Consider the following 17036-nt stretch of genomic DNA (forward strand, 5'->3'; position numbering starts at 1 on the left):
CTGCGCTGCGTTGCGCATTTGCCGCAGCGCGGCGGGATCCCGGCAGACAGGCGTGGTAAAGCGTGGCATCATCCGGGGTTTTTCCCACCGGCAATTCCGATGTCCGCTGCGGTCCGCCTGCTTGTCCTTCTCTCCCTGATTCTTGCCGCGGCCTTCGCCCGCGCCGAAGCGCCCAGTCCCAAGCCCACGCCTACGCCCACGGCCAAACTCGCCGTCGGCGCGCGCACCATCTTCGTGTTCAGGTCGGCCATCGCCGGCTTTCCGCCCCAGGACCGCGCCGACGGCGCGCGCAAGCGCCTCGACCGCGTGCTGGCCGCGGGCGGCGCGCAACGGCCCAGCATCCGCTCGATCGGCGAAGGGACGCAGGTGCTGCTGGACGGGCAGCTGCTGTTCCTGGTCACGCCGGCCGACGTCAACGCCCTGGCCGGCGATACCACCGATGCCGTCGCCGCCGACAGCGCGGCAATGCTCGGCAAGGCCCTGCTGGAACAGCGCGAGCAAGGCAGCCCGCGCTACCTGCTGACCGCCGGCGCCTGGTGCCTGGCCGCCACCGTCGCCTATGTGCTGGGTTTGCGCGGCCTCGGCGCGCTGCACCGGCGCATCCGGGTCTGGACCACGCGTTCGGTGGGGCGCCGGCTCGACCGCATCCGGGTTCGCAACGTGGCCTTGCTGGACGCCGGCCACGTGGTCCGCTTCGTGCGCCAGGGCTCCGGCGTGCTGGCGTGGTCGCTGCGGCTGTTCGCGACCTTCCTGTGGGCCAGCTTCCTGCTGGGGCACATCCCGTATTTCCGCAGCTGGCACGAGCGCCTGAGCGACTATCTGCTGGAGACCGCCCTCGAGGCCGCCGCCAGCGCGGCGCGGGCCGTGCCCGGCCTGCTGGTGGTGGCCGCGATCGCGGCGCTGGCGCGCCTGGCGATCCTGACCGCCGGCTCGCTGCTGCGGCGGGTCGAAAGCGGCGAACTGCAGGTCGGCTGGCTCGACCGCGACACGGCGCTGCCGACGCGCCGGCTGCTCAACGTCGGCATCGTCCTGTTTGCGCTGGCAATGGCCTATCCCTACCTGCCGGGCGCGCATACGGCCGCGTTCCAGGGCGTGACCGTGCTGGCCGGCCTGATGGTGTCGATCGGCGGCTCGAGCCTGGTCGCGCAGGGCGCGTCGGGACTGATTCTGACCTACACGCGCTCGCTGCGCAAAGGCGACTACGTGCGCATCGGCGAGTCCGAAGGCACGGTCCTCGAGATCGGCATGTTCGAAACCCGCCTGCACACCGGACTGGGTGCCGAAGTCTCGATCCCGAATGCGCTGGTGCTGTCCCACACGACCAAAAATTTCTCGCGTACCGCGCCCGGCGCCGGCCACGCGCTCGAGGCGGCGGTCACGGTCGGCTACGACACGCCGTGGCGCCAGGTGCACGCGATGCTGCGCCAGGCGGCGCGCGAGACCGACGGCATCCTCGCCGACCCGGCGCCCTACGTGATCCAGGCGGCGCTGTCCGACTTCTACATCGGCTACCGGCTGGTGGCCCAGGCCGGCGCCGCCTCGCCGCGCGGCCGCGCCGAGCTGCAGGGCCGCCTGCACCAGCGCATCGTCGACGTCTTCAACCTGAACGGCGTGTCCATGACCTCGCCGCACTTCGTGCAGGAGCCGGTGAAGCCGCACGTGGTGCCGCCGTCGTCCTGGTCGCCGCCACCGGCAGCGGCCCAGGCAGCGGCACCGGGAACGGAGCAGCAGCCGGGCTGAACGCAGTTCATCCCCCATTTTGTGCAGCCTGTCGCAAGCCGGACGTCCGGACGTCCGCTTGTGCCTACAGTAGCGTATCGCCACTGGCCACGCTACGGAGCTCGCACCATGCTGGAACTGCAGGACGTCACCAAAACCTTCGGCAAACAGGCCACGGCCGTCGCCGACCTGTCCCTGCGCCTGGCACCGGGCGTGGTCGGCCTGATCGGCCACAACGGCGCCGGCAAGACCACGCTGATGCAGATGATCGCCACGCTGACGAAACCGAGCAGCGGCCGCATCCTGCTGGACGGCACCGACATCGTCGCCAGGCCCGAAGCGATGCGGCGGCGCCTGGGTTACCTGCCGCAGGACTTCGGCGTCTACCGCAATGTCTCGGCGCTCGAATTCATGCAGTACTTCGCGGCGCTCAAGGGCGTGCGCGATCCCGCCCGCGTCCGCCGCCTGCTGGAACTGGTCAACCTGCACGACCAGGCCGGACGCCAGGCCAGCAGCTTCTCGGGCGGCATGCTGCGCCGCCTCGGCATCGCCCAGGCCCTGCTCAACGACCCGGACGTGCTGGTGATCGACGAGCCCACCGCCGGCCTCGATCCGGAAGAGCGGCTGCGCTTTCGCAACCTGCTGGCGGAGCTGGGCTTCAATAAACTTGTCATCATCTCCACCCACATCGTCTCCGACGTCGAGAGCATCGCCGGCCAGCTGGCCATCATGCGCAAGGGCCGCCTGGTGGCCTGCGACACGCCGGACGCCATCCTCGGCCGCGCGCGCGGCCAGGTGTGGTCGGCGAATGTCGACAACGACGAATACGAGCGCCTGCGCGCCAGCACCCACGTGCTGCATGCGGCGCGCCAGGATGGCCGGATGCAGCTGCGCATCGCGCATCCGGGCCAGCCCTGCGCCGGCGCCCAGCCTTCGGAGCCCAGCCTGGAGGAAGCGCTGATGGCGCAGCGCTACGCCGTGAAGGAAGCGGCATGAAGCGTCACCCGCGCGCCGATGCGATCCGCACCCTGGCGCTGCTGGAGGCGCGCGTGCGCCTGCGCCGGCTGTCGACGCTGGCGACGCTGCTGGCGGTGGTGGCGCTGAGCTGGCTATTGATCACGGACCCGGCCGGCGGTTACAGCCTGATCACGACGGCCGGCGCGCGCGCGCGTTACACCAGTTCCGCGCTGGCGATCGGCAGCGCCATGCAGGGCTCGCTGCTGTTCGCGCTGGCCGGCTTCTACCTGCTGCGCGGACGCATGGGCGAAGACCTGCGCAGCGGCCTCGGTGGTGCGATCGGCGCCTGCCCGGTGAGCAGCGCGCTGTTCGTGCTGGGCCGCTGGTGTGGCGGCGTGCTGTATCTGTTTGCCCTGATCGGCGCCTTCATGCTGACCGTGATGGCCTGCCACGCGGTGCGCGGCGAGGGCGCGATCGAAGCGCTGGTCTACCTGCAGACCTATGTGCTGGTACTGGGACCGATGGCGCTGTTCACCGCCGGCTGCGCGATGCTGTTCGACAGCTGGGCGCCGCTGATGGGCAAGCGCGGCGACATCCTGTATTTCTCCCTCTGGGTCGGCCAGGGGGCGATGCTGCCCATAGCCACCGAGGGCATGGGCAATGCGCCTTTCGCCATCCCGGTCGACTTCACCGGCATGAGCGCCAGCATTGCCGCCCTGGCCGCGCAGCTGGACTTCCATCGCACGACGGTCGGCTTCGGCGAATACGATCCCGCCAGGGCGCCGATCACGCTGGCGACCTGGATGTGGAGCGGCGAAGTCACGGCGATCCGCTGCCTCAGCGCGCTGCTGGCCTGCCTGCCGCTGCTGCTGGCCGTGCGCCTGTTCCACCGCTATTCGCCGGACCGCGTCAAGCCGGCCGGTTCGCGCGCGCGGCGCTCGCCGCTGGCCTTGCTGAACGGCTGGCTGCGCCCGCTGGCGCGGCTGACGCGGCCCCTGTTTGCGTTGTCGGCGCGTCTGCCGGGCATCGCCGGCCAGGCCCTGGCCGACGTCGCCCTGACCCTGGCCTCGGCGCCGGCGGCGATCGCCCTGCTGCTGGCTGCGTCGCTGGCGGCGCTGTGCGTCGGCCTGCAGGCCCTGCCGCCGCTGGCGCTGGGCTGCGTGGCCTGCTGGGGCGTGCTGGCCAGTGACCTGCCGACGCGCGACCTCGACGCCGGCTGCGCCCTACTCGGCGCCGCCGTCCCCGGCGGCAATGCGCGCCGTTACTGGCGCCAGCTGGCAGGCAGCTTCGTCCTGGGCCTGCTGTTCACCGGCGTGGCGATGCTGCGCCTGGCAGCAAGCGACCCGCTGCGCGCATCGGCCCTGCTGGCCGGCGTGTTCGCGCTGGCCGCCCTGGCCAGCCTCTTGGGCCGTACCAGCGGCACCGGGCGTACCTTCCTGGTGCTGTTCCTGCTCGGGCTGTACATGGGCACCCAGGTCGACAACGTGGCGCTGGCCGACGTCGTCGGCTTCCACGGCACGGCCACCGGCGCCTCGGTGCTGGCCTGGCTGGGCCTGGGCCTGCTGTCCGCCTGGGGCGGGCATCTGTGGAACCGCCACCGTCGCCTCTCATGACACCCGCAGGCTGCGCGGCACCCCGCCATGCACCGTTCACCGCATCGCATGCACGGGTCGGCGCACGACGATGGACCGCCGGCCCGCGCCTGCTTATCGTGAGGACTTTCCATCACAGGAGGTCCCATGCGCGTATTCCTTTCCGCAGTCCTGATCGCCGCTGCCTGCCTGGCCGCCCCGGTGCACGCCGCCGACCATCCGCACGCGGCGGATGTGGCCGCGATCAACCGGGTGGTCGAGCAGTTCAAGGCTGCCATCGTCGCCCATGACGGCAAGACGCTCGATACCCTGTTCCTGCAAGACCATGACAGCTGGCTGGTGGTGGCCGCGGTCGACGACGCGACCTGGGCCACCGTCAAGGAGCGCAACCCGAAGGCGCGCAGGGTGCTCGCAGACTCGCGCAAGCAGTTCGTGGAGTTCGTCCAGAACAATCCGAAATCCATCGAGGAGCGCTTCTACAACGTCCGCATCGACACCAACGGCGCGGTCGGTTCGGTCTGGTTCGACTTCGATTTCGTCCAGGACGGCAAGGTCACCAACCGCGGCAGCGAAACCTGGCAGATGGTGCGGGCGGAAGATGGCTGGAAAATCGGCGCGATGCTGTATTCGATGGGCAAATGAGACGGTAGAATTGCAAGATCGTCAGTATCCGGAAGCCGTGGCGTGAAAGTCGAAACACCCCTGCTCGTCCCCATGCTCGCCGCTCTGCCGGTGTGCGCCTGCATGGCCATCCTCGGCTTGCCGGATCTCGGCCACGTCTATGCCACCGCCTTCCGCAGCCTGTTCTTCGTGGCCTGCCTGGTGTGGATCGTGCCGCTGGCATGGCTGCAGCGCGCCCTGTGGCGCCGCGAATGGCGCTGGCTGCCGACCGCGCTGATCCTGCTCGGCGCCAGCTATGCGATGTCGGTCGCGAATGCCGTGCTTGGGCAGCGCCTGGCCATCTCGCTGGGGCTGGAGACCGGGTATCGCTGGTCCCGGCTGGTGCAGGGCCTGGACGGCTGCTGGCTGGCGCTGATCGCGTTCTGCGCGATGCACGCGGTGGCGGTCTACTACCTGTCGCTGCAGCGCACCCAGCTGCAGCTGGCCCAGGCCCAGGCCGCGGCGCGCGACGCCGAACTGCGCGCGCTGCGCCTGCAGGTCAATCCGCACTTCCTGTTCAACTCCCTGAACGCGATCTCGGCGCTGGTAGCGAACCAGGCCAACCGCGAAGCGAACCGCATGCTGGCCTGCGTCTCGGACTTCCTGCGCGCCACGCTCGCGCACGACGGCCGCCACGAACACACGCTGGCCGAAGAACTGGCCCTGCTCGACGCCTACCTCGAGATCGAAAAGGCGCGCCTCGGCGAGCGCCTGCGCCTGACGATGAAGGCCGGCCCCGACCTGCTCGACAGCGCCGTGCCCTACCTGATGCTGCAGCCGCTGGTCGAGAACGCGATCCGCCACGGCATCGCGCCGCTTAGCGCGCCGGGCCGGCTCGACATCCTGGTCGAGCGTGCCGGCGCGCGCCTGCTGCTCGACGTCCGCAACGACGGCCGCCGGCCGGCGCAGACGGGTGCCGACGGCATCGGCCTGGCCAACGTGGCGCAGCGCCTGCGCCACCTGTACGGCGATGCCCAGCAGGTCGATGCCGGCTGGGGCGAGGATGGCCGCTTCGGCGTGCGCATCGCCCTGCCGCTGCGCGCCGTGGAGGCCGCGGCATGAGCGGCGTGCGCATCCGGGTGGCGATCGTCGACGACGAACCGCTGGCACGGCTGGCGGTCAAGGTCCGCCTGGCGGCGCGCAGCGAGTTCGAACTGGTCGCGGAATACGGCGACGGCGACAGCGCGCTCGAGGGCATCGCGGCGTTGCGCCCGGACCTGGTGTTCATCGACGTCGAAATGCCGGGCCGCAGCGGCATCGAGGTGCTGTCCGCGCTGCCGCGCCGGCAGCGCCCGATGACGGTCCTGCTGACCGCCTGGGACAACTACGCGGTGCAGGCCTTCGACCTGGCCGCGCTCGACTACCTGCTCAAGCCGGTCGACGACGAGCGCCTCGACGAAGCGCTGGACCGTGCGCTGCACGCCTTCCCCTACCGCCGCGATACGCAGGCCACAACGATGCCGTCGCAGTGGCTGCGCAGCTTCGCGGTGCGCAGCGGCACGCGCACGCTGCTGGTCCCGACCGGCGAGGTCGAACGCATCGAGGCCGACGGCGACTACGCCACCCTGCACGCGGGCGGCAAGACCTGGCTGGTGCGCGAACGCCTGCACACCCTGGCGACCAGGCTCGATCCGCGCGTCTTCCAGCGCGTGCACCGCTCGACCATCGTGCGGCTCGACCAGATTGCCGAGCTGCGCGCCCTCACCAACCGCGACGCCCTGCTGCGCCTGCGCGACGGCAGCCTGCTGCGCGCCAGCCGCACCTATATGCCGGCGCTCGCGGACGCACTCGATTACCTCAACCAGAAAACCGCCTGATGCACACTGCAATGCAAGCGCCCCGGCTCCAGGGCCTGGACACCCTGCGCGCCCTCGCCATCGCGCTGGTGCTGATGTCCCACTACAACGGCTTCGTGGCCCAGGGCTCCATGTTCGGCTTCATCGGCGAGGTCGGCTGGGCCGGCGTCGACCTGTTTTTCGTCCTGAGCGGCTACCTGATCGGCAACCAGCTGCTGGCGCCGGCCGCGCGCGGCGAGTCGCTGCAGCTGAAGACCTTCTTCGCGCGCCGCCTGCTGCGCACCCTGCCCAACTACTACGTGGTGCTGGCGGTCTACCTGCTGCTGCCGCATAGCGTCATCTGGGGCAAGACCATGGCGCCGGCCTGGCGTTATCTCACCTTTACCCAGAACTTCGGGCTGCGTTACGGCGAGACCTTTACCCATTCGTGGTCGCTGTGCATCGAGGAGCAGTTCTACCTGGTGCTGCCGCTGCTGGTGCTGGTGGGCACGCGGCGTTCAGCGCGCCTGCTGTGGTGCGCCCTGGTGGCCGCCATCGGCGCCGGCATCGCCACGCGCGGGTTCAACTTCATGCATGGGCAGGAAGCGTTCTCGGCGCCGGCGTATTACTCGACCTGGTGCCGCGCCGACGAACTGCTGCCGGGCGTGGCCATCGCGATGCTGAAGAACTTCCATCCCGGCCTGTTCGAACGCCTCCTCCAGCGCGGCAATGTCCTGCTGGCGGCCGGCCTCGCGATGGCGGGGGCGGTGCTGTACGGCGTGCGCTACGACGCGCCGAATCTGTTCCTGGCCTCGACCTTCGGTTTCTCGCTGGTGGCGATCGGCTTCGCGCTGCTGACCTGCGCCGCGCTCAGCCCTTCGTCGCTGCTGAATCGGGTGCGCCTGCCCGGCGCCGCCAGCCTGGCGCTGTGGTCGTATGCGGTTTACCTGGTGCACAAGCCGGCATTCATGGCGCTGCGGCCGGAACTGGTCCGGCGCGGCATCGATACCGGGGCGCCGCTGACCATCGCCGCCGTGATGGCGGCCGGTGTGTTCGGCGGCTGGCTGCTTTACCGTCTGGTGGAGACGCCGTTCATGCGGCTGCGGGCGCGCTGGTTCCCGGTGGCGAAGACAGCGCCTTGCGTGACGAAACCTGCTCAGGAAGCGTCCGGCGCCTTGACCGTACGATAGGAAACGCTCACTTCCTTCATGAAGAAGGCCAGCTTCCTGCTGTCCTGCGCCGACGGTGCGGCCGGCGCCTGGTGCTGGAGCTGAATATGCAAGGCATCGCCAATGTCGACCCCTTGCAGCGGAATCCGGTTTGGCCGGTCGAGATGCCAGGTGCCGAGATCCTTGCCGTTGATCGACACCCGGGTGCCGGTATTGCCGATCCTGTAGACGCCCCGAATCGTGATCGCCTCGGCATCCACCTTGGCGACGGCCGCGCGAATCGTCAAGCGCGAGGTGTCGCCAACCGACCAGACGCCGCTTTCCGTCGGCGCGCCGATTTCGAAACGGCTCCAGCCATCCCGCAGCAGCGCAGCGTCCTGCTGCTGGAACCTGACCATGTCGAAGCGCTCGACGTAGGGCCGCGTGCTGTCGCATTCGAGCTCGCCATTCAGATACGTCCAGCCGTCGTACGACGCCTGCACGATGGAGGCCGCGCCGGGCCGCCCGCCGTCCGGGCAGAGCGTGGCGATCCCTTTCTCGGAGCCGGCGTAATACAGGGTTTTCGGTATTGCGCCCAGTTGAGCACGATAGACCGTATCGAAGTCCAGAATGGGTTCCGCATGCGTGGAACGGTCGACGAAAATTTCCGGCTCCGGATTGTAATATTGCGGCGCGTGCACCAGGAACCAGCGTGCGACCGGGCTGAATTCGGTGTGGACGTACTGCCGGCTATGTGCCAGGCAGGCAAACTGCACAAGGAAAAACACGATCGCCACGCCTGCGCCCCATTTGGCGCGTTGGCGCAAACAGGCAAACAAGAGATAAAGGACCGGCGCCGAGCCCCAGGTGATGTAGCGCATCATGCCGGCGGAACCGGCATTCCAGTTTTGCGTGCTCAATGCCGGCACTGCCAGCATGACCGCACAGAGAAGGGTCGGCACCAGAATCGGCAACAGCCGCCTGTCACGCACCAGGAGCCAGGCGGCGATCAGCCAGACCCCTGGAATGGCGACGATCACTCCCTGGTTCAGGTCCAGATAATAAGAAACGAAGCGCGACAGGCTGACCATGCGGGGGTCGGTCGCGCCGGTGGCAATCACATTCCAGGTGCCGAAGTGCTGCATGCTGAAATAGACCGGCACGAGGGCCAGCGCGCAACCGAGCAGAAAAGCCAGCGCGACAGGTCGCGCCTGGGCGCGTATGGCTGCCAGCGAGACCGCCGCCCTGCCCTGGGTCGCCAGCCGTTCTGCCATGACAATCATGGGCCCCATCCCGAGCAGGCCGAGAATGGGGGGGTTCTGCATGGACGCCATACCGACTAACAGCCCGGCGACGATGTACGCCGAATTGGCCATCAGCATGAGTGCTGCCAGGCTCAAGGCGGCGGAAAAGAATTCGGGACTGGCCCAGTTCCAATACGGGATACCGACACCCATGAGGAAAATGAGGGCCGCGCCCCCGGCCCGTTTCGTCGAGCCGAAATAGGTATGCGCTGCCAACAGCAGAATCAACAGGCAGAACCAGTCTACCCACAGGAAGCACTTCATCGGATTCAGTCCCGCCATCTGCAGCAGCTTGAATGGAATCGCTGCAATTGCCGAATAGCCGAAGTGATGGATGGCGTGTACTTTCTTGTCCTGGCCCTCGAGAAACCCGGGCGGCAGATGGGCGCCCTCGGTCCAGTGCTTCTCGATCGATTCATGGAACCAGGCAAATTCGGGCACCAGGCGCTTGGCCAGTGCCATGTCCGACGGACGGATGTCCGGACTTCCATGCTCCGCAACGGCGATGGTGAGGGCGGTGTATTCCGCCGCATCGCCTTTGAAGCTTGGCTTCGTGATCCCGATCAGCAGCAAGCCCAGAAGAAAGTGAACGACGAGAATGCGCAGCTTCGATGTACGCAATCCGATGCGTAGGTCGATACCGAGAGCATGCTGGAGCCGGCCGCTTGCGCGCGGCAGGAAGGGATTTGTTGGAATCATCCGTTTTTACTGATCGAGTACACAGGGCTGACAGGCGGCTATGGCTGTGGCCGGTTGCCGAGCAGTGTACAGAGAGAAAACGGATGAAAATGCGCACAAATTCACAGCCAAAGGCCGTCATTTCCTCAACTCCGCCGGCTCAAGGGTGCCAGCCGGTGTCCCGACTGCTCGTCAGCGGACATAACGTCGCTTAAATCAAACAGTTCCTGGTTGCAACAAGCGATTCGGCGCAATCAACTGGGCATTCTTCATCTTCGCACTTGATTGATGTTCATCATGCAAGATATGATCGATAAAAAGTTCCTGAAAGAAACATAAATCAGGTACCGACAACTATTTTTGTAACCGACTCAAACACGCTAGAACTCAAGGAATTACACATGGCAAACGATTTGGACGAAGTGACAGGCCCAATTAACACGGATGGGCGCGACGTCAACGTCATCAGCAGACAAATCCCCGTTCAAATCGGTGTCGGCTCCCTGATCTTCGAAATCGCACTCTGGGCCGTGCTTCCCGTGATTGGCCTCTTGAGCTTGATGACTGGTGCCTTGCCGCGCGAGTACAGCCTGGGGCTTCTCATTCTGGGCGCCCTGCCGGGCCTGGTCTTCCTGTTCATGAAGATCTCTGCCCTGGCGTATCTGCGCAAGCTGCAGCAGAAAATCCAGGCCGATGCCTCGCAGATCGACAATTATCTGGAGCAGCGCGTCGTCGTCTTGAACAATGTCGTTGGGCTGGTCGCAAAAGCGATCGATCTCGACAAGGATGTGATGAAGTCGGTAGCGGCTTACCGGAGCGGACATAACGCCGATGCCGAGCGCAATCAGGCTTCCCAGAAGATCGACGGTATTTTTTCCCGCATCAACCTGGCCTGCGAAGCCTATCCGGATCTGAAAGCGCAAGCCGTGATCGCGGATGCCATGCGCCAGAACAGTTACCTTCAAAAGGAGGTCACCGCAGCGCGCTCGCTTTATAACGATACCGTCGGCATGTGGAACCAGGACATCTTTGCCTGGCCGACCAAGCAGATCGTTGCGGCGCGGGCCGGCTATACCACGCGCATTCCTTTCACCGCCTCGGCTGAAACCAAAGCTGCCGCCAGGAGTGTGTTCTTTTGATCGATGACGTCCACGAGCCGCTGGGGCAGTATTCGTCCCAGTTCAAGGCTGCCCACATCAACCATACATCGGACTTTTTCGAGGATCTTGTTCGCCAGTCCGGTGTAGACGAAAACGCCAACATCAAGACGGTGCGGGAGTTGCGTGAACTCGAGAAGCAGGCTGCAGGCGCGGGTTCGACCAACAAGTGGTGGCGCATTCTGCGCGGCGTCACCATCGCGGCCGCGGTGCTGGCGGCGCTCTACATCTTTGCCAATTACTGGTGGCCGTGGCTCGCGCTTCCTGCGGTCGTGTTTGGGGTTGCTGTCTATATGCTCAACCGCGTCATCAACGACTCCGACGCCCAGTTAAAGCGGCTACGGGAAGCCTGTGACGCGAAGCGCGCGGTGGCGTGGGGCCAGATGGCGCCGCTGAACCGCCTGTTCGACTGGGATATCGTGGCGAAGCTGATGGCAAAAACGGTGCCCCGCATCGCATTCGACCCGTATTTCAGCAATGGGCGCATGCAGGAACTGCAGAATACCTTTGGCTGGTCCGGGCATCTCGGGGAGGCGCATTCGATTGTGTTTTCACACAGCGGCGTCCTGAATGGCAACCCGTTCATTCTTGCGCGAACCTTGTCGCATTGGATGGGCAGCAAGACCTACCATGGCTCCCTTCAGATCAGCTGGACAGAGCAGTACCGCAATTCGCAAGGCAAATGGGAAACCAGAACCCGTCACGAGACGCTGCACGCATCGATCGAGCGCCCGTTCCCGGAATACGAAAACCAGACGTTCATCGTCTACGGCAACGAAGCCGCGCCCGACCTGGTGTTCAGCCGTCACCCTTCAAAACTTTCGAAGCTGGAAGACGGCTTATTCGACAAATGGCGGAAAAATCGCGCCATCAAGAAGCTGGAAGCGAAATCCCGTGACGTTAGCGAGGGCAACACGTTCACGGTAATGGCCAACCGCGAATTCGACGCCTTGTTCGGTGCGACGGATCGCAACCATGAGGTGCAGTTCCGGCTGCTGTTCACGCCCCTGGCGCAGCAAGAAATGCTGAAGCTGCTCAAGGACAGTCAAACAGGTTTCGGCGACACCTTCGTGTTCGAAAAAACGCACATGATCAACGTCGTGCAATCCGGGCATATGCGCCATACCGATATCAGCGGCGACCCGGGTAAATTTCATGCTTACGAACTCGCCCAGGCACGGATGTTTTTCAACGGCTACCACAACGACTTTTTCAAGTCGTTCTACTTCGGGATTGCCCCGCTGCTTACCATTCCCTTGTACCAGCAACATCGCCCGCACTCGGACATTTACAAGGACACCTACTCGCAAAATCCCTGCTTCTGGGAGCATGAAGCGATTGCCAATTACCACGGCGAGGCGGCATTCAAGCACCCCGAGTGCGTTACCCGAAGTATCTTGAAGACAAGCGCGCAACACGAAGCCGACGGCTCGCAAAAAGTGCACGTGACGGCCAGCGGCTTTGGCAGCGTCGAACGGGTTCAGTATGTCTCGGTCCGTGGTGGAGATGGGCGCTCGCATCAGGTACCGGTGCGTTGGGACGAGTATTTCGAAGTCCAGAACAGCGCCAGCATGCTGGTAAAGGAAATGGCTTCGCCCGGTAATAGGGACGCATTGCCGGCAGCGTTTTCACAGCATGACATCGATGCCGGGAAGGCTGTCCTGCGCCGGTCGATCGTTTCGGCCGTCTTGCCTGCTTAAGCGGTATGGCGCGGGGCCTTCGACTCAAGTCCCCTCGCCGTCCTGCTTCACGATCGGATTCCTGGTGTGCGTCCACCCGCTCATCAAGGAATACCCCACCGCCAGTAAAGTCGGCCCGATGAACAAGCCGACGAAGCCGAACGCGATCACCCCGCCCAGCACGCCGAGCAAGGTCAGCAGGAAGGGCAAACTCGAGCCGTGACTGATCAGCATCGGCCGCACCACGTTGTCGACGCTGCTGATGCCGAAGAATCCCCACACCAGCATGAAGATGCCCCAGCCGGTGCTGCCCTGGGCGAACAGCCAGACCGCGGCGCCGCCCCAGATCACGGGCGGGCCGACAGGGATGAGGGAGGAAACGAATACCAGCACCGACAGCAGCAGCACCGCCGGCACGCCGGCGATGGCAAAGCCGATCGCCGCCACCAGGGCCTGGGCCAGCGCGGTGCCCAGCAAGCCGTACATCACGCCGCGCACGGTGTTGGCGACGGTGTCCATGACCGCCCCGGCTTCCTCGTTCATGATGCGCCTGACCGCCCCATCGATGACGGCTTTCAAGGCTTCGCCGTCGCGGTAGAAGAAGAAGCTCACAAAAGCTGCCAGCGCCATCTGCACCACGCCGGTGCCCAGCACGATGCCGCCGGCGACCAGGTAGTGGCGCGCCGGCTCGGCCAGGCGGCGCGCCAGGTCCATCATGCGGTCGCGGCTGGCGAGCAGCTCGTCCAGGTAGGTGGCCAGTTGTTCGCCGACCAATGGCAGGCCGCGAATCCAGGGCGGCGGGTGCAGGTCGCCGGCGCCCAGCCGGCGCAGCTCGTCGAAGGCGGCGGCGGCATTGTCGGCCAGGTTCCAGGCGACCAGCGCCAGCGGGATCACCACCAGCAGCGTCAGCGTGAGGGTCATGGTCAGCGCCGCCAGCGTGCGGCGGCCGCGCATCCGCAGCCGCAGGCGCAGATACAGCGGCCAGGACGAGATGACGACGGCGGCGGCGAACAGGATCGCCGCCAGGAAGGGCCGCAGGACGTACAGGCAGCCGAGCGTGAGAAGAATGACGGCGGCGGCGCGGGTCGTGTTCCTGCCTGGACGCTGGTCCATGGCCCGGGCTTAGCTCAGCAGCTGGCGGATGTCGTGGACGATCGCATCGGCGCTGCCGCCGTGGCGGATGAACAGGCGCAGCCTGCCGTCGCGGTCGAACACATAGCTGCCGGCCATGTGGTCGATGGTATAGCTGCCGGGGTCCTTGCCCGGTACCTTCGAGAAGAACACCTTGAAGTCCTTGGCGGTCTTCGCGGTCTGTTCAGGCGTGCCGTACAGGCCGACGAAGCGCCTGTCGAAGGCCGGCACGTAGCTGGCCAGCAGCGGCTGGGTGTCGCGTTCGGGGTCGAGGGTGATGAACAGCACCTGCACCTGGTCGGCCTGCGGGCCCAGCTTCTGCATCACGCCGGCCATTTCCGCCATCGTGGTCGGGCACACGTCCGGGCACTGGGTGTAGCCGAAGAAGACGATCACGACCTTGCCCTTGTAGTCGGCCAGGGTGCGCGGCTTGCCGGTATGGTCGGTGAGCGAGAAACCCTTGGCGTAATCGAGGCCGGTGACGTCGGCGTTCTGGAAGCTGGCGGCCTGCTTGCCCGGCAGCTTGTCGCATGCGGAGAGAGAAAACGCCAGCGCGGCGGCGACAAGAATGGGCAGCAGTTTTCGCATATCAGAATTTGAAGTAGTGATCGACCAGCAGCGCCGCGAACAGCAGCGACAGGTAGATGACGGACCAGCTGAAGGCCTTGCGCGCGATCTGGTCGCTGTAGCGCTTGTGCACCAGCCAGCCGTAGCGCAGGAACACCGCGTTCAGGACGATCGCGGCGCCCAGGTACAGCAGGCCGCTCATGCCGACCGCGAACGGGAACAGGGTGCAGGCGGCCAGCGCGATCGAATACAGCCAGACCTGCTGGCCGGTGTACTGCATGCCGTGGGTGACCGGCAGCATCGGCAGGCCGGAGCGCACGTAGTCGTCGCGGCGGTACATGGCCAGCGCCCAGAAGTGCGGCGGGGTCCAGACGAAGATGATCAGCACCAGCAGCCAGGCTTCCATCGGCACGTTGTCGGCGACCGCGGCCCAGCCCAGTGCCGGCGGCATCGCGCCCGAGAGTCCGCCGATCACGATGTTCTGCGGCGTGTTGGGTTTCAGCAGGATGGTGTAGATCAGCGCATAGCCGACGAAGGTGACGAAGGTCAGCCACATGGTCAGCGGGTTGACCATCGTGTACAGGATGCCCATGCCGGCGCCGCCGAGGACGGCCGAGAACAACAGGGTCTGGGTGGTCGAGAGTTCGCCCATCGCGGTGGCGCGGCGCGCAGTGCGGGCCATGCGGGCGTCGACTTCGGCTTCGATCAGGCAGTTGACGGCAAACGCGGCGCCGGCCAGCAGCCAGATGCCGAGCGTGGCCCAGAACAGCACGTGCCAGCCGGGGAAGCCATCGGTGGCGAGGAACATGCCGATCACGGCGCAGAAGACGGCCAGCTGGGTGACGCGCGGCTTGGTCAGCGCCCAGTACTGCGAGATGCGGCTGGGCGGTTTGTGGGTAGCAGTTTGGGTAATCATGAATGGCCCGCAGGCGCCGCTACTGCGTGAGCACGGGCTTGCGGCTTCGTTCCGAGTTGATACTGTACCTTGTAGTTTAACATGGTCACCAACAGGACAAGGAGGGCTGCCCCTGCGTTATGCAACACGGCAATGGCAAGCGGGAAGTTAAAAAACACGGTCGCGACGCCCGTAAAAGCTTGCATGAATAATACTAGAGCCAGGTTGCGCGCGGTGCCATGCAGGCCCGGCAGACGCCAGGCGCGCCAGGCCGCAAGCCCCAGAACCAGCACCACGACTGCCGCGAAGTTGCGGTGGACCCAGTGGATGGCCGTCAGTGCCGAAAATGGCAGGTAATGGCCGGCGGCGGTCTTGCCGAGTTCGCGCCACAGCGTGAAGCCGTGTTCGAAGTCCATTTCTGGGACAATTTGTCCTTGGCAGAGTGGAAAGTCGTTACAGGCCAACGTCGCATAATTGGTACTCACCCACCCGCCCAGGGCCAGCTGGACCAGCAGCACGGCACCGGCGAGCCAGGCCAGCGGGCGCAGGCTGCGCAGTTTTGCGGCCTCGAGCGGGGCCAGCGCCGGGCCCGGTCGCAGCAGATGATCCTCGCGCCCGCCCAGCCAGGCGGCCAGTGCCAGCAGGGTCATGCCGAACAGCAGGTGCAGGGTCACGATGACCGGCTGCAGTTTCAAAGTCACGGTCCAGGCGCCGAACGCGCCCTGCACGATCACCCAGAAGAACAGCAGCGTCGGCAGCCAGGGCGAGGCTGCGCGCCCTTCCGTGCGCCCGTTCGAGCGGCGCCACTGCATCCAGGATGCGATCATCAGCCCGATGATCAGGAAGCCGATGCCCATCGCCAGGAAGCGGTGGATCATTTCGATCCAGGCTTTCACTTTCGTCACCGGGCCGGTCGGCATCAGGGCCTCGGCGGCGGCGATGTGTTCGTGGGCCAGGAAGGGATTGGCTTCGCCGTAGCAGCCCGGCCAGTCCGGGCAGCCGAGTCCCGAATCGGTCAGGCGCGTAAAACCGCCGAACACGATCAGGTCGAAGGTGAAGAAAACGATGACCCAGGCCAGCTTGCGGTAGCGGTGGGTGCCGGTCGCCATCCAGACCATGCACAGGGGTACGGAGGCGGCCAGGATGCCGGTCAGGGCCAGCAGGATGAAATTCGTCGCTTGCATTGTTGCTCAGTGTTGATGCGTTCAGCCGACCGAAGAAGCCTTCAGCAGCTTGTAGATGTCCTTGTGTACCTTGCGCGGTTCCGGGTCCTTCGGGAAGCGCATCATCAGGTGACCCAGCGGATCGATCATGTAGATATGGTCGGACACGCTGGTACCCGGATCGACCGGCAGCCAGTTGGCGATGGCTTGCGCATCGGCGCGCAGCATGTGGGTGCCGTCGTATTCGCGGATGACCATGGTGTCGAGCGGTTCGCGGTCCGTGATCAGCCACACCCGCTCGATCCGGTCCATCTCCTTGCCCTGCATGGTGCGCAGCTGGCGCATCGCGAACAGCTGCTTGTGGCAGGCCTCGTTGCAGGCGCCGGGAGCCGCCATCAGCATCACCCACTTGCCCTTGAACTGTTCCAGCGCCGCCGGCTTGCCATCCAGGGTGGTGGTCGCCATGGCCGGGATCGGGTGCGCGCGCTGGTCGATCAGGGTGCCGTAGTTGTTGCGCTTTTCCGGCTTGATCACGTAGTAGGTGAAATACGAAGCGATTATCGGCGAGGCGCAGACCAGCAGCACCAGCCAGAGCATCCAGCGGCCGCGCT

Annotated in this window: 15 protein-coding genes; 9 read left to right on the forward strand and 6 right to left on the reverse strand. The window is 65.8% G+C overall.

What is annotated here, in order from left to right; all coding sequences use genetic code 11:
* The first annotated feature begins 99 nt into the window (after positions 1 to 99).
* The 7 genes from NX782_RS07125 to NX782_RS07155 all read left to right on the forward strand — a co-directional run bounded on the left by NX782_RS07125 (position 100) and on the right by NX782_RS07155 (position 7893).
* A complete protein-coding gene (locus NX782_RS07125) occupies positions 100 to 1740 on the forward strand; it encodes a mechanosensitive ion channel family protein (protein WP_258844740.1) in 1641 nt (546 codons plus the stop codon).
* A gap of 108 nt (positions 1741 to 1848) precedes the next feature.
* Positions 1849 to 2715 (forward strand): ABC transporter ATP-binding protein, encoded by an 867-nt coding sequence (locus NX782_RS07130; protein ID WP_258844741.1) that lies wholly within the window; start codon positions 1849 to 1851, stop codon positions 2713 to 2715.
* Entirely contained in the window at positions 2712 to 4289 is a 1578-nt protein-coding gene (locus NX782_RS07135) for a hypothetical protein (RefSeq protein ID WP_258844742.1), read from the forward strand. Before NX782_RS07130 ends, NX782_RS07135 begins: the two co-directional genes overlap by 4 nt.
* Before the next feature lie 126 nt (positions 4290 to 4415).
* Positions 4416 to 4910, forward strand: a complete 495-nt coding sequence (locus tag NX782_RS07140; RefSeq protein ID WP_258844743.1) for a nuclear transport factor 2 family protein — start codon at positions 4416 to 4418, stop codon at positions 4908 to 4910.
* A gap of 42 nt (positions 4911 to 4952) precedes the next feature.
* Positions 4953 to 5990, forward strand: coding sequence for a sensor histidine kinase (locus NX782_RS07145; protein WP_258844744.1), 1038 nt, complete (start codon positions 4953 to 4955; stop codon positions 5988 to 5990).
* Positions 5987 to 6745 (forward strand): LytR/AlgR family response regulator transcription factor, encoded by a 759-nt coding sequence (locus NX782_RS07150; protein WP_258844745.1) that lies wholly within the window; start codon positions 5987 to 5989, stop codon positions 6743 to 6745. The genes NX782_RS07145 and NX782_RS07150 overlap by 4 nt, the downstream gene beginning before the upstream one ends.
* 11 nt (positions 6746 to 6756) lie before the next feature.
* Positions 6757 to 7893, forward strand: a complete 1137-nt coding sequence (locus NX782_RS07155) for an acyltransferase family protein (protein ID WP_258844746.1) — start codon at positions 6757 to 6759, stop codon at positions 7891 to 7893.
* Here NX782_RS07155 and NX782_RS07160 read toward each other — a convergent pair.
* Complete coding sequence (locus NX782_RS07160) at positions 7860 to 9854, reverse strand: hypothetical protein (protein WP_258844747.1); 1995 nt, start codon at positions 9852 to 9854, stop codon at positions 7860 to 7862. The two genes, NX782_RS07155 and NX782_RS07160, sit on opposite strands and share 34 nt — an antisense overlap.
* 380 nt (positions 9855 to 10234) lie before the next feature.
* Between NX782_RS07160 and NX782_RS07165 the strand changes: the two genes are divergently transcribed.
* Entirely contained in the window at positions 10235 to 10972 is a 738-nt protein-coding gene (locus NX782_RS07165; RefSeq protein WP_258844748.1) for a LemA family protein, read from the forward strand.
* Complete coding sequence (locus NX782_RS07170) at positions 10969 to 12690, forward strand: MAG1210 family protein (RefSeq protein WP_258844749.1); 1722 nt, start codon at positions 10969 to 10971, stop codon at positions 12688 to 12690. The genes NX782_RS07165 and NX782_RS07170 overlap by 4 nt, the downstream gene beginning before the upstream one ends.
* Positions 12691 to 12714: 24 nt before the next feature.
* Here NX782_RS07170 and NX782_RS07175 read toward each other — a convergent pair whose 3' ends face one another.
* Genes NX782_RS07175 through NX782_RS07195 form a run of 5 tightly spaced genes read right to left on the reverse strand, consistent with a single transcriptional unit; the run spans position 12715 to position 17022 of the window.
* Positions 12715 to 13782 carry an AI-2E family transporter gene (locus NX782_RS07175; RefSeq protein ID WP_258844750.1) on the reverse strand — a complete coding sequence of 356 codons (1068 nt, stop codon included), beginning with the start codon at positions 13780 to 13782 and terminating at the stop codon, positions 12715 to 12717.
* A gap of 9 nt (positions 13783 to 13791) precedes the next feature.
* Positions 13792 to 14388: an SCO family protein gene (locus NX782_RS07180; RefSeq protein WP_258844751.1), complete on the reverse strand. Its 597-nt coding sequence runs from the start codon at positions 14386 to 14388 to the stop codon at positions 13792 to 13794.
* A gap of 1 nt (position 14389) precedes the next feature.
* Complete coding sequence (gene cyoE / locus NX782_RS07185; RefSeq protein ID WP_258844752.1) at positions 14390 to 15283, reverse strand: heme o synthase; 894 nt, start codon at positions 15281 to 15283, stop codon at positions 14390 to 14392.
* Positions 15280 to 16446, reverse strand: a complete 1167-nt coding sequence (locus tag NX782_RS07190; RefSeq protein ID WP_258844753.1) for a COX15/CtaA family protein — start codon at positions 16444 to 16446, stop codon at positions 15280 to 15282. Before NX782_RS07190 ends, cyoE begins: the two co-directional genes overlap by 4 nt.
* A 21-nt stretch (positions 16447 to 16467) precedes the next feature.
* Positions 16468 to 17022, reverse strand: coding sequence for an SCO family protein (locus NX782_RS07195; RefSeq protein ID WP_258844864.1), 555 nt, complete (start codon positions 17020 to 17022; stop codon positions 16468 to 16470).
* Positions 17023 to 17036: the final 14 nt, after the last annotated feature.

This window comes from Massilia norwichensis (assembly GCF_024753245.1).
Classification (GTDB): Bacteria; Pseudomonadota; Gammaproteobacteria; order Burkholderiales; family Burkholderiaceae_D; genus Telluria; species Telluria norwichensis.

Excerpts from the sequence above, each read along its gene's own strand:
- NX782_RS07155 (WP_258844746.1), top strand. The coding sequence starts at position 6,757 with ATGCAAGCGCCCCGGCTCCAGGGCCTGGACACCCTGCGCGCCCTCGCC.
- NX782_RS07160 (WP_258844747.1), bottom strand. The coding sequence starts at position 9,854 with ATGATTCCAACAAATCCCTTCCTGCCGCGCGCAAGCGGCCGGCTCCAG.
- NX782_RS07130 (WP_258844741.1), top strand. The coding sequence starts at position 1,849 with ATGCTGGAACTGCAGGACGTCACCAAAACCTTCGGCAAACAGGCCACG.
- NX782_RS07190 (WP_258844753.1), bottom strand. The coding sequence starts at position 16,446 with ATGCAAGCGACGAATTTCATCCTGCTGGCCCTGACCGGCATCCTGGCC.
- NX782_RS07125 (WP_258844740.1), top strand. The coding sequence starts at position 100 with ATGTCCGCTGCGGTCCGCCTGCTTGTCCTTCTCTCCCTGATTCTTGCC.
- NX782_RS07135 (WP_258844742.1), top strand. The coding sequence starts at position 2,712 with ATGAAGCGTCACCCGCGCGCCGATGCGATCCGCACCCTGGCGCTGCTG.
- cyoE (WP_258844752.1), bottom strand. The coding sequence starts at position 15,283 with ATGATTACCCAAACTGCTACCCACAAACCGCCCAGCCGCATCTCGCAG.
- NX782_RS07165 (WP_258844748.1), top strand. The coding sequence starts at position 10,235 with ATGGCAAACGATTTGGACGAAGTGACAGGCCCAATTAACACGGATGGG.
- NX782_RS07140 (WP_258844743.1), top strand. The coding sequence starts at position 4,416 with ATGCGCGTATTCCTTTCCGCAGTCCTGATCGCCGCTGCCTGCCTGGCC.
- NX782_RS07180 (WP_258844751.1), bottom strand. The coding sequence starts at position 14,388 with ATGCGAAAACTGCTGCCCATTCTTGTCGCCGCCGCGCTGGCGTTTTCT.
- NX782_RS07195 (WP_258844864.1), bottom strand. The coding sequence starts at position 17,022 with ATGCTCTGGCTGGTGCTGCTGGTCTGCGCCTCGCCGATAATCGCTTCG.
- NX782_RS07175 (WP_258844750.1), bottom strand. The coding sequence starts at position 13,782 with ATGGACCAGCGTCCAGGCAGGAACACGACCCGCGCCGCCGCCGTCATT.
- NX782_RS07150 (WP_258844745.1), top strand. The coding sequence starts at position 5,987 with ATGAGCGGCGTGCGCATCCGGGTGGCGATCGTCGACGACGAACCGCTG.